Here is an 11,883-nt window from a genome sequence, read left to right as displayed (position 1 = left end):
AGGGATTCAAACTTCTTGAAAAGCCATCCAAAACTCAGTTTTTCTAGCTAGTTTCTAAGGCATCCAGCAATTGCATCACGTTATCCGTTTCTAATTGATCACCCACCAGTCGTCGGACTGGCTCGGGCCAAACTTTTACCAACGTCGGAGTCGCTGCAATTTGATCTGCTTCTGCGCGCTCAGGATGTTTCGCCACATCAATCACCTTTAACGTATAAGGCACATCTAACACTTGATCGAGCAGCTGATGTAGGTTTTCTAAAATACTTTTCGTACGGATATTATGGCTAGCGACAAACAGACGCAATACATAACCTTGAGACATATCCGCATCAGAGCCATGGGCTTGAGCCTCCACCGGATTCGGCTCGACTTTATCTGCTGGTAAAGCATCCAGAGAATCAGGGGTAGGGCTAGAACTCATAGACACTTGATCTAAACGAATCACTAAATTGTGATTTTTCCACAGCTGTGGAAACTGCTGTTTATAGCTATTGAGGACCACTGCATCACAAGTGTCGACTGGGGTAGACATCATGCGCCAATGCTCTGCCGACAACCCAAATAGCACATTCAGCAAACTGCGATACCGCCAGACACGAGGATAAGCTTCAGCTGAAATTTGCAGCTGTTGGGTCTGAGGATGTAACCACCGATCTAAGGTTGCCGTATAGCAAGGGACGAGAAAAAGGGGCGGTTCTGGCAAATGCAGCAACGTTTGCAGTGCTTGACAGAGCTGGAAGTGCCAGTGGTCTTGCTTGCTTGGATCGACACAATAAATAAGGTCTCCCCCCGGTGTAAATAGGGCGAGACCTTTATATAAGAAGGGAAGAGGTTGCGATCGCAAGGTAGTCACAAAGTTGATTCAGCAGTCAATGTTAGACCAGAGACCTATCAGATACCTTATAACAGACCTCTCCAGGGCTGACTAGATCCGTCCCCTTAGGATTTGAGCCATTTCATTGGGCTTGGGAGACATTTCTAGAGCCGTTTCTTCATCAATGCGGCCTTCCTCGTAGAGGTTATGCAGACACTGGTTCATCGTCACCATGCCGTCATAACTACATTGTGGAATCATCGCCTCGACTTCTTCGATCGCCCCTCGGAGAATGTAGTCCTTAATGGCGTCGGTGTTAATCATGATTTCATGAATCGCAGCTCGCTTGCCATCGGTGGTTCGCACGAGAGACTGTGCAATCACAGCCACCAAGGATTCTGCCACCTGAACCCGCATGGGTTCTTGTTCTTCCGGCTTATACAGGTTGAGAATTCTCTCAATCGTTTTGACAGCACTGTTGGTGTGTAGGGTTCCAAAGACCAAGTGACCGGTCTGGGCGGCTTTGAGGGCTGTATTCACCGTTTCGCGATCCCGCATTTCCCCAATTAGAATCACATCAGGGTCTTCTCGCAAGGACGCTTTCAGGGCGTTATCAAATTTTTGGGTGTGAATCCCTACTTCTCGCTGGCGAATCATCGCCTTGCGACTTTGGTGCACAAATTCAATTGGATCTTCAATCGAGATAATATGTTTCGGCATTTCTGTGTTGATGTAATCAACCATTGCCGCCATCGTTGTCGATTTACCAGATCCGGTGGGTCCTGTTACCAAAACCAAGCCCTTGTGGTAGTGACACAAATCCTGAAAGACAAGAGGTAGATTGAGATCTTCTAAAGTCAGAATTTTTAAGGGGATCAGTCGCATGACCATCGATGGCCCTTTCAGACTGACAAAAATATTGATTCGAACCCGGGCCATGCCGTCATATTGGGTGGCGCCATCATATTCTTGATTGGCATGAAACCGCTGAATTTCTTCAGGGGTCAAAATTTCTTCTAACCAATATTCAAAGGTCGTATCATCCGTCACAGGATGACGAGACAGTTCTAGGCGACCGCGATCTCGGAAACGAGGCGCTTCACCTACACCCAGGTGAATATCCGAAAAATTATTCTCAAAGGCTTCACGAACCAGTTGCTCCAAGGTAACGCCAGTTCCAGGCGGTCGACCTCGCATCTGTAAGGTCGATTGAGTCGGCTCACCATTATCAACTGCTGTCTGCCCATACCCAGCATAGGGCTGCGTTTGAGGAAAAGCTGTGGGTTCCTCAGGAGCTGGAGGCGGTGTACTCACCACTTGTGTCGGCACCACTTTTGTGGGGGGTGGCAATCATTTCTGTATCCATCGCGTCTCCTTCCGAGCGGTGATCGCGATGAGGGGGAGGTGGAACTGCGGGCAATGGTGCGGGTGGGGGGTGGAAAGGGTGGACGCTGATAATCTGTCATAGCAATACTTATCTCAAGCGATGGACATACTGGTTTAAATACTCTTCAGTGCTCAACGATGAAGCCAAAAAGGGCGATCTTGCTTGATTTGCAACTGATGGTTTGTTAAAGAGTGTTCACCATCAACGCCAAAAATTTAACGTTTTGTCTGGAATTGCCAAGACGTAGGTCTCAATCACTGACTGAATATCATGGGTAATGGGAGGAAAAATCAGACTCCATCATCATAGAGCAGCTCATATAAATGCTCCCACCTGATGGATGGAGTCTGATTTTTCACATCTACATAGCACATAGAATCAGCTACCGAGTAGCCCTCTCATCCTTCAATGCAGGGCCGTTCAGAGTCGTTCAATGCTGTTGTCCGTGACTTATAGCGTTGGCGAATAAACGATAGCTATCCAAACAACCCATCAGAATGTTCAAAAATTCTTGATGGGTTAGTAGTTATTTATACGCATGTATTTATACTCATCTAATCTTTCTTCTACTTCAAAATAGACATCACCGATTACCAAGGGTTTGAGGTCTTTGAAGCAAAAACTCAGCATTCATCACCATTCAGAAGGATAAAAAATCTTGTTGCTTGAAGCCAGCTATACCAAGAATTCATAGGAGAAAACTGAGAGAAAGAGAGGGATATATAAACTAAGTTAATGATGGGGATCAATGGGGCAGTTTTCATACATCAACTTATCTTGTCTTAATTCGAACCTGCATATTCACCTGAGACCTTTTATTCAAAAGGATTTCACAGATTCAAAAACACGCTAATCAGCATCAGATTTCAGGATATTAGAGATTAATATTGTCTTAACATTTTCGCTTTAATGTAAATAATGTTGAACAATCAACCAGTTTTGCTACTTTCATTCTTTATACTAAGAAAACTTGAATTAAGACTTTGACGACAATATATTTTTTTAGTCGCTGTTGGTTGGCGGGAGGAATTAAAAATGACATTGGCTGAAGCTTCTCACTTAAAGCAACCTAGCTTTGTGTTTATCGCTAAGAGTTTTTTGATCTGGACTTTTACATTGACCGTTTGTTGGCTCGTGGTGGGTTTCCCCCTGGTAGTCTTGATGGCTACTGGCGGAGCATTAGCTGCCGTTGCACTCCAGGCAGTATTGCCCATGAGCGCTGTTGCTTTGGTAGCAGGCGGTATTTTGGCTGCTAACGCCTTGGCAATTATAGTGGGCGCTGCAATGCTGACCTTCAAAGGCATTCACCCCCATGAAGTGCGTTGGTTACGTTGGCTCAATGGCAAAGCCAATCCCATCAGCAGCACCATCTATGCTGCTTGTCCTTTGACTTGCGATCGCAACTAGTTGCCTCATCAATACTAAAAAACAAAATATAAAAAAAGAGGTGCAGTGATTGATTACTGCGCCTCTCTTTTGCGGTAAACATGAGTTATCTTGAAGCTTGAGCCCGGTTATGAACCGGGTTTTTCAACCGGGTTTTTCAGTAGTATGGTCTTTATGCATTTCTAGCGCCAGCATGCCAAATTCTCCCCATCCGATCTGTATCGTCTTAGGGACGCGTCCAGAAGCCATTAAACTTGCACCTGTGATTCAAGCCTTCCGGTCTGATGCTCGATTCGCCACCCAAGTCTTACTGACAGGGCAACATAAAGAAATGGTCGACCAAGTGATGCAGATCTTCGATCTCGAAGCTGACCATAACTTAGACATCATGAAGGCCAAACAAACTCTGGCTGACATCACTTGCCGGAGTTTGCAAGGATTACAGACACTCTTGCAAGAACTGCAGCCCAAAGCCGTTCTGGTACAAGGAGATACAACCACAGCCTTTGCTGCAGCCCTAGCCGCGTTTTACCAGCAAATTCCTGTAGGACATGTCGAAGCAGGCTTACGCACCGATAATATCTACAACCCTTATCCAGAAGAAGCCAACCGTCGATTGATCTCCCAAATCACCCAACTCCACTTTGCACCGACTACTAAAGCAGTAGAAAATCTAGAAGCTTCTGGAGTCACGGGAACGATCCACCACACCGGCAACACCGTTATTGATGCCCTCCTGACCGTCGCCGACAAAAAACCATCCTGCAATATTCCCAACCTAGATTGGAGCCAATACCGAACCATTCTGGCAACCGTTCACCGCCGGGAAAATTGGGGAGAACCCTTACAAGATATTGCTCAGGGTTTCCTTCAAGTTTTAGACAAATTTCCCGATACCGCATTAATCCTGCCGCTGCACCGCAACCCTACAGTCAGAGAGCCCTTAACCGCAATCTTGGGTCAACATCCTCGCATTTTCTTGACGGAGCCCCTAGACTATACCGATTTAGTTGGAGCGATTCAACGCTGTCATCTTTTACTGACAGACTCTGGAGGATTACAAGAAGAAGCCCCCAGTCTTGGCAAACCTGTATTGGTGTTAAGAGAAACCACCGAAAGACCTGAAGCCGTAACAGCCGGTACCGCCAAACTAATTGGCACCAGTACCCAAAAGATCTTGGCCGAAGCCAGCCTTCTCTTAGAAAATAAAGAAGCCTACAACACTATGGCCAAAGCGATTAACCCCTTTGGAGATGGACAAGCTTCCGAACGAATCGTGGCTGCTATTCAAGATTTTTTGCAGCTTTAATTTCAGGAATTCTAGATTTCAATACGTTCTTCATCAATGCATTTAGGTAAAGAGCCCTCCAACCCTAGAGAGATAACCACCCCAAATGCCATAATGATGACAATGGTTGAGCAAAAGATTAGTCTAGACTGAAAAAAGTCTAACGCGCGAAACAAGTTAAGGAGACTTCATGTATGGCCGCTCAGACCCAAGCTCGTGATTTATTTCGTGCAGCTTATGAGAATCGCTATACCTGGGATAGTGATTTCCCCGGCTATGTCGCTGACGTTGAACTGAGACAAGGGGATGAAGTTCACACCGGTAAAATCCGAGTCGCTTCCGACCTGAAAGTCGAGATTATGGATATTGCAGACGAAACGATCCAGGAATCTCTATATACACAAATGCGAGATGTGATTACCCATCGCAAACACACTCCTTTTGACAAAGCCCACGGTTCTAGCACCTTTACCCTAGGAAAACTCGATCCATCTGGCTCCCAAGAAATCATTGTTGAAGGGGATGCAATGGGGTCTAACTACAGCGTTCGCAACAAGCAGATCGCTTTGGTTAGCCGAGTAATGGGGCGCATGGCTTTTATCATTCATCATAAACAAAGCCTTGAGACTGGAGCAGGTTATATCTCTTCTGACTATTCAGCCGTTTTCCGTAATCCCAAAACCAACGAGATCATTCGGCAAATGGAATTCGTGGATACCTATGAGCCTGTGGGTAGCTACTACGTAATGACACGACAAATCGTCCGTACCCATGAACAAGGCGAAACATCCCTCACAGATATCCAGTTCTCCAATGTCAAGCTGTTACAACCTGCAGCCGTTTAGAAGTTCATATCTTCAGGACTATCAAAATTACTCTGACAAAACGGAAGATAGTCTTTCAGAAAGCCAGCAGCATTCCTAAAAAGGATGTAACCCTTGCAGCAGAAGTCTGTGCATGACAGTATTGCATGCCCAAATCTAGTAATTCAGAGTCAGATAATACAGCCTTCAGAGATCGATCAGATTAAAGGGATACATTCGTTAGACCACACAGATAAGCCCTCAAAGTATGGCTTCCAGATAGGCTTCAGCACAATTCCCCATATGTGCTTTGAGGTTATCTAACAGCACTGGTTCAGTTTGCAGGTAGATTGTGGCCTCATCAGCTACCAACCGGAGCGGAAAGTCTGCAAACTTAGACTGCTGCTTGCAAGTAATGTAGAGCTTTCCTAATTGCTGAAAATGAAATCGCGCATGAAATGCTCCGCCAGCATACTCTGGACCAAACTCTCCAAGACAGACATCGAAGACACCTTAAACTCTCGGCTGATGAGCTGTCTCACATCACATTCTTTATCAACCCCAATATCTCCATATGGATATGGGGGCAAACCAGGCAATCGCTGATCGATGGTGAGAACAGGGTCCGTCACTCAATACTGGTCATAATTCACCGCAAAATCTGAAAAAAGATTATTTTTTCTATAACGATGTCATTACTCTACCTAGCCTCAAAAAAATAGTTGTAGTTAGCAAAATCTACAGACAAGACCATTCAGTATTTACAGATTTCTAGTAAATTACTTTATTTGTCAGAATTGATTATGGCAGCGATCTTTGAAAGCGTGACTAGGAGCAAACTTTATGAACTATCGCCAACGCTGCGAATACAGCCGTCAAGCATCAAAATATGATAGAATAACTGCTGTAATCGGGGGGTAAATAGCTTAATTTTTTAATGATATTAATTGTAAGTCGTTATTGATCAAGCTATTTCTCAACTAAGCATCTTTTTAGGAGTTTTTCAAACCATATGACCTTCTCCTCTGATCCAGCACAGGAACGCATTATTCTCACAGATCTACGGGATGAGATGTCGCGCTCCTACCTGGAATACGCCATGAGCGTCATTGTTGGTCGGGCCTTGCCAGATGCTAGAGATGGCCTCAAACCCGTGCATCGACGCATCTTATACGCCATGTATGAGTTGGGTTTAACCCCCGATCGCCCCTTTCGAAAATGTGCTCGTGTGGTTGGGGAAGTATTAGGTAAATATCATCCCCACGGTGATACAGCGGTATATGACGCCTTAGTGCGGATGGCGCAGGACTTCTCCATGCGCATGCCTCTCATCAACGGCCATGGCAACTTTGGGTCGATTGATAACGATCCACCTGCTGCGATGCGATATACAGAATGTCGCTTACAAGCACTCAGTACGGATTCGCTTCTACCCGATATTGAGCAAGAAACCGTTGATTTTGGCGATAACTTTGATGGGTCACAGCAAGAACCCCTCGTTCTGCCTGCTCGCGTTCCCCAGCTATTGATCAATGGCTCCTCAGGGATTGCAGTGGGGATGGCGACCAATATTCCTCCCCATAATCTGGGGGAAGTGATTGATGGTCTAGTTGCCCTTATTCATAATCCTGAGATTACCGATCTGGAGTTGATGAAGTTAATTCCAGGTCCCGATTTTCCCACAGGGGGACGGATTTTGGGAACGGCTGGCATTCGTGAAGCTTTTACAACGGGCCGTGGCTCTATTACTATGCGCGGGGTTGCCGAGATCGAAACCCTAGAACAATCAGGGCGTCCTGATCGTGAAGCCATTATCATCACAGAGTTGCCGTTCCAAACCAATAAAGCTGCCCTGATTGAGCGCATTGCTGAAAACGTCAATGACAAGCGCCTAGAAGGTATTTCTGATATTCGCGATGAGAGTGATCGCGACGGGATGCGGATTGTAATCGAACTCAAGCGGGATGCCTATCCTCAGGTCGTTCTCAACAATCTCTACAAACAAACCCCCATCCAAACCAATTTTGGGGCCAATATGTTGGCGTTAGTGGGAGGCGATCCTCAACTTCTCACCCTGAGACAGTTCCTGAGCGTCTTTTTGGAATTCCGGGAAGACGCGATCTTGCGTCGCACCCGCTTCCAGCTCCGAAAAGCCCAAGAGCGTGATCATCTCTTGCAGGGATTACTGATTGCTTTAGAAAATCTGGACGCGGTGATTCAGCTGATTCGCCAAGCTGCGGATGCTGCTATTGCTCGCCAAGAGTTAATGGATGGCTATGGATTATCCGACACCCAAGCCGATGCCATTCTACAGATGCAGCTGCGCCGACTCACCGCTTTAGAAGCTGAAAAGATTGAGCGAGAGCACCAGGATTTACAAGAGCGAATTGCAGATCTAGAGGATATTCTGGCCCGTCGTGAACGGGTGCTAGAAATTATCGAAACGGAAGTGGCTGAACTTAAAGCCAAATTTGCTAGTCCTCGTCGGACCTTGATTGAAGCTAATCTCGCAGATCTAGACGATATTGATCTGATTGCCAATGATCAAGCCGTGATTTTGGTGACAGAGCAGGGCTACGTGAAGCGAATGCCTGTTGATACTTTCAACGCCCAAAGCCGAGCCACCCGGGGCAGAGCAGGAGCAAAAATAAAAGAAAATGATGCAGTTGAGCATTTCTTTGGCTGCTGTGACCATGACAGCGTGTTATTTTTTAGCGATCGCGGCGTCGTATACTGCCTGCGTGCCTATCAAATCCCCGTCAGTTCCCGCACAGCTCGGGGCGTGCCTTTAGTCCAGCTCTTACCAATTCCCCGAGAAGAAAAAATCACTTCTGTCATTCCCGTCAGCGAGTTTAGCGAAGACGAATACCTGGTGATGATGACCGTGGGTGGATTCATCAAAAAAACGGCCTTAGCTGCTTTCAGCAGTATCCGTGCTAATGGCTTAATTGCCATCTCTCTAGAAGAAGGCGATCTGCTGCGGTGGGTGAGATTGACTCGGGCCGAAGACAGTATTGTGATTGGATCTCGCCGCGGCATGTCCATTCATTTTCGGGCCAATCATAAACAGCTGCGTCCTTTGGGTCGAGCCACACGGGGTGTGCGGGCTATGCGCTTACGAGAAGGGGATGAATTTATCGGTATGGATATCTTACCCAGCAGCGTTGTTGAAACCTTAGGGAATGCAACGGACATGGAAGAAGATGAAACGGATGATCCAGATGTTTTAGTTGAAGATGATGGTAACGAAGAAGAGTCCGAAACCATTGAACAGCCAGGTCCTTGGGTCTTAGTGATCACGACCTATGGGTATGGTAAGCGAGTTCCTGTAGCCCAATTTAGACTCCAAAATCGAGCAGGTAAAGGGGTAACCGCAACTAAGTTCAAAAAGCTCAAGACTCCCGATCAGTTAGCCGCACTGCGAATCGTCAATGTCGAAGATGAGTTGATGTTGGTGACTAGCCGAGGCATTGTTATCCGACAATCAGTGACAGATATTTCATCCCAATCACGGGCAGCAACAGGAGTCAGAGTCCAAAGATTGGATGAAGATGACTATATCGCTGCAGTAGCTTTAGTGCCGCCAGAGGATCTTTCTGATGATGATGAAGCTGAAACTGAGTTAGAGTAGCTAGCTCTCAATGAAAAAATCATTGCAGTCTACAGACTTGCAACTCATACTTGTCGATCCCATTCCTGACCTATGTGAGCAATGGCAGCTCAAATTTGAAGGGCAATCCAATATTGAAATCGTCAATGGTCAGTTTGAGGATTTACCAAATTATGATTGCATGGTCAGCGCTGGCAACTCATTTGGCCTGATGGATGGTGGTGTCGATGGAGCGATTACTCGTTACTTTGGGTTGGATCTAATGGACCGGGTACAAACCCATATCCTTCAGCAGTTTCGGGGTGAGCAGCCCGTCGGTACTTCGGTTATTATCGAGACTCATCATCCCCAGCATCCGTTCCTGGCCCATACACCGACGATGCGTGTACCCATGTCATTGCCACCACGGATAACGTGTACCAAGCCATGTGGGCAATGCTGTTAGCAATCTGGCATCACAATCAATCACACCTTCAACCTATTCGCAGTGTTGCCTGTCCAGGCTTAGGAACTGCAACGGGGCAAGTGCCTTTTGAACGGGCTGCCAAACAAATGGCTCTTGCCTATAAAAATTTCTGGCATCCTCCAGACTTGATTAGCTGGCCCTATGCCATTACTCGCCAAAACGCGATTGGGGCTGGGGGAGATTAGATTAACTAATGGCCTAACCCGTCACAATCCGCTTAATTTGATTTAAGCCTTTGATCGTATAGGGCGCATAACGCCAACCTAGATCTAACCAGAAGGCCCGTTTTAAAACGCTTTTCTGGTGGGAAAACGTGTCGAAGCTGGCTTTGCCATGATAGCTACCCATACCACTTGGACCTACTCCTCCAAACGGTAAGGTGCCTACCCCGACATGCAAAACCGTTTCATTGATACAAACCCCTCCTGATGAAGTTGAGGTCAGCACTTTCTGCTGTTTTTCCTCATTTTTTGAGAAGAAATAGAGAGCCAAGGGTTTAGGGCGGGCATTCACTTGAGCAATCGCTTCATCTAAGTTGTTGTAGGCCAAAATCGGCAAAATAGGACCGAAAATCTCTTCTTGCATAATCGGATCTTCCCAAGTGATCTGATCGATCAGCGTCGGTGCGATATAGCGAGCTTCTGGGTCGGTTTGGCCGCCAACAATGATTTCACCGTTGTCCAAAAACTGAGTGAGTCGATTGAAATGACGCTGATGGATTAACCGGCCAAAGTCAGGGCTATTGGCCGGATTTTCACCATAGAAGTTGTGCACCGCTTGCTTAAGATAGGTGACAAACTCATCTTTGATGGTGCGGTCAATTAGCAAATAATCGGGGGCTACACAGGTTTGACCCGCGTTAATAAACTTGCCCCAGATGATCCGCTTCGCGGCATGCTCAAAGTGAATCTCTGAGTCGACAATACAAGGGCTTTTACCCCCTAGTTCTAAGGTAACTGGGGTGAGGTTTTCCGCCGCTGCTTTCATGACTTCTCGACCAATGGCGGTGCCTCCGGTGAAGAAAATATGGTCAAACTTCTCGGCTAATAACTGTTTGCTGGTTTCTGCTTCCCCTTCTACAACCGCGATATAGTTCTCAGGAAAGGTGTCGCCAATTAAGTTAGACACGACCTGAGCTGTATGAGGAGCATGTTCTGAGGGTTTGAGAATAGAGCAGTTCCCGGCTGCGATCGCACCCACTAACGGATTAATCAGTAGAGAAAAGGGATAGTTCCACGGCGCAATCACCAGCACCACACCTAGAGGGTCAGGCTGAATCCAAGCTGACCCAGGAAAGACATCCATCCCTGTTGCAACGCGCTGCGGCTTCATCCAAGTTTTCAGCTTTTTGATGGCGATCTTGATTTCTCCTAAGGCCGCAATTTCAAAGTAAGCCTCAAAAGCTGGTCGTCCCAAATCAGCTTTCGCAGCAGCAACAATGTCATCTTGGCGCTCGATGATTACCTGCCTCAGCTTTTGGAGTTGGGCTAACCGAAATTCATAGGATTGAGTCTGCCCACTCTCAAAATAGACTCTTTGAGCTGCAACCAGTTTCTGGATGGGAGAGGTGGTGAGTTGAGCAGTCATGGATTGGGTCTCCAATGAAGGGCGTCCATCTTCAGGATAATCAGTTTTATTACTCTTTACTGAGGTTTTTCAGTTAAGCCGTCCATGCAGGTGCTGTGCCTTGGCCCCAAAATCCATCAAATTTGGTAACGGTTATATCGCCTAAAACTTTGGTTTGACAAGCCAGTCGCAGATCACGCTGGGGAACATGAGGGGGTAATGATCGACGGATGAGATCGCGTCGGTTCACTTCTGACACTTCTCCAGAAATTGCCACGGCACAAGTTCCGCAGGTACCAATACCATGACAGTTGATCAACCGAGCTTGACCATTGTAGAGATCCACGCCGTTCTCCAGTAGAACCTGGCGCAAATTCGCACCAACTGGGCAAGAAAACGTTTTCCCTTGAGCTATAACTTGAGGCATAGGTGGAGATTAGTTTTGAGACACTACTCTTAACTGTACTGAGAAGTCAATTTCTAGACTGCAAGCAAGACCAAAAACTTTTGACCTGTAATAGAACGGACTTCTGTAGGAAACGCGCTCTAATCTTTAGTCT

The 11,883-nt window shown here is 46.6% G+C and carries 10 protein-coding genes and 1 pseudogene; 5 read left to right on the top strand and 6 right to left on the bottom strand.

Annotated elements, in window-relative coordinates:
* Positions 1-43: 43 nt before the first annotated feature.
* The 3 genes from HRE53_RS12890 to HRE53_RS34360 all read right to left on the bottom strand — a co-directional run bounded on the left by HRE53_RS12890 (position 44) and on the right by HRE53_RS34360 (position 2,237).
* Positions 44-856 (bottom strand): circadian clock KaiB family protein, encoded by an 813-nt coding sequence (locus tag HRE53_RS12890; protein WP_235110902.1) that lies wholly within the window; start codon positions 854-856, stop codon positions 44-46.
* 72 nt (positions 857-928) lie between these two features.
* The gene (locus HRE53_RS12885; protein ID WP_235110901.1) at positions 929-2,146 is read right to left on the bottom strand and encodes a type IV pilus twitching motility protein PilT; all 1,218 of its coding nucleotides are present in this window, start codon (positions 2,144-2,146) and stop codon (positions 929-931) included.
* Complete coding sequence (locus HRE53_RS34360) at positions 2,106-2,237, bottom strand: hypothetical protein (RefSeq protein WP_255801441.1); 132 nt, start codon at positions 2,235-2,237, stop codon at positions 2,106-2,108. The genes HRE53_RS12885 and HRE53_RS34360 overlap by 41 nt, the downstream gene beginning before the upstream one ends.
* Before the next feature lie 1,002 nt (positions 2,238-3,239).
* On the opposite strand from HRE53_RS34360, the gene HRE53_RS12880 reads away from it, so the two are divergent.
* From HRE53_RS12880 to HRE53_RS12870, 3 genes are all read left to right on the top strand, one after another.
* On the top strand, positions 3,240-3,611 hold the full coding sequence (locus tag HRE53_RS12880; RefSeq protein WP_212663789.1) for a hypothetical protein: 372 nt from the start codon (positions 3,240-3,242) through the stop codon (positions 3,609-3,611).
* 172 nt (positions 3,612-3,783) lie between these two features.
* Positions 3,784-4,899: a non-hydrolyzing UDP-N-acetylglucosamine 2-epimerase gene (wecB, locus tag HRE53_RS12875; RefSeq protein WP_235110898.1), complete on the top strand. Its 1,116-nt coding sequence runs from the start codon at positions 3,784-3,786 to the stop codon at positions 4,897-4,899.
* A gap of 173 nt (positions 4,900-5,072) precedes the next feature.
* Entirely contained in the window at positions 5,073-5,723 is a 651-nt protein-coding gene (locus HRE53_RS12870; protein WP_235110896.1) for a DUF3386 domain-containing protein, read from the top strand.
* 386 nt (positions 5,724-6,109) lie between these two features.
* On the opposite strand, the gene HRE53_RS12865 is transcribed toward HRE53_RS12870, so the two are convergent.
* The gene (locus HRE53_RS12865) at positions 6,110-6,313 is read right to left on the bottom strand and encodes a hypothetical protein (protein ID WP_212663786.1); all 204 of its coding nucleotides are present in this window, start codon (positions 6,311-6,313) and stop codon (positions 6,110-6,112) included.
* 380 nt (positions 6,314-6,693) lie between these two features.
* On the opposite strand from HRE53_RS12865, the gene gyrA reads away from it, so the two are divergent.
* Positions 6,694-9,312: a DNA gyrase subunit A gene (gyrA, locus tag HRE53_RS12860; RefSeq protein ID WP_255801439.1), complete on the top strand. Its 2,619-nt coding sequence runs from the start codon at positions 6,694-6,696 to the stop codon at positions 9,310-9,312.
* 10 nt (positions 9,313-9,322) lie between these two features.
* A pseudogene (locus tag HRE53_RS12855) lies at positions 9,323-9,942 on the top strand (macro domain-containing protein).
* Positions 9,943-9,955: 13 nt separating this feature from the next.
* On the opposite strand, the gene HRE53_RS12845 reads toward HRE53_RS12855, so the two are convergent.
* Together HRE53_RS12845 and HRE53_RS12840 are read right to left on the bottom strand one after the other, a co-directional pair.
* Positions 9,956-11,344, bottom strand: a complete 1,389-nt coding sequence (locus tag HRE53_RS12845) for an aldehyde dehydrogenase (protein WP_235110888.1) — start codon at positions 11,342-11,344, stop codon at positions 9,956-9,958.
* Between the two features lie 73 nt (positions 11,345-11,417).
* Positions 11,418-11,750 (bottom strand): 2Fe-2S iron-sulfur cluster-binding protein, encoded by a 333-nt coding sequence (locus HRE53_RS12840; protein WP_235110887.1) that lies wholly within the window; start codon positions 11,748-11,750, stop codon positions 11,418-11,420.
* Between the last annotated feature and the right edge of the window lie 133 nt (positions 11,751-11,883).

Source organism: Acaryochloris sp. 'Moss Beach' (assembly GCF_021497025.1).
GTDB classification, from domain to species: Bacteria; Cyanobacteriota; Cyanobacteriia; order Thermosynechococcales; family Thermosynechococcaceae; genus Acaryochloris; species Acaryochloris marina_A.
This window is presented reverse-complemented; position numbering and strand designations above follow the sequence as displayed.

What these genes read in the sequence shown, in the direction of transcription:
- wecB (WP_235110898.1), top strand. Translation starts at nt 3,784, where the DNA reads ATGCCAAATTCTCCCCATCCGATCTGTATCGTCTTAGGGACGCGTCCA.
- HRE53_RS12845 (WP_235110888.1), bottom strand. Translation starts at nt 11,344, where the DNA reads ATGACTGCTCAACTCACCACCTCTCCCATCCAGAAACTGGTTGCAGCT.
- HRE53_RS12840 (WP_235110887.1), bottom strand. Translation starts at nt 11,750, where the DNA reads ATGCCTCAAGTTATAGCTCAAGGGAAAACGTTTTCTTGCCCAGTTGGT.
- gyrA (WP_255801439.1), top strand. Translation starts at nt 6,694, where the DNA reads ATGACCTTCTCCTCTGATCCAGCACAGGAACGCATTATTCTCACAGAT.
- HRE53_RS12870 (WP_235110896.1), top strand. Translation starts at nt 5,073, where the DNA reads ATGGCCGCTCAGACCCAAGCTCGTGATTTATTTCGTGCAGCTTATGAG.
- HRE53_RS12880 (WP_212663789.1), top strand. Translation starts at nt 3,240, where the DNA reads ATGACATTGGCTGAAGCTTCTCACTTAAAGCAACCTAGCTTTGTGTTT.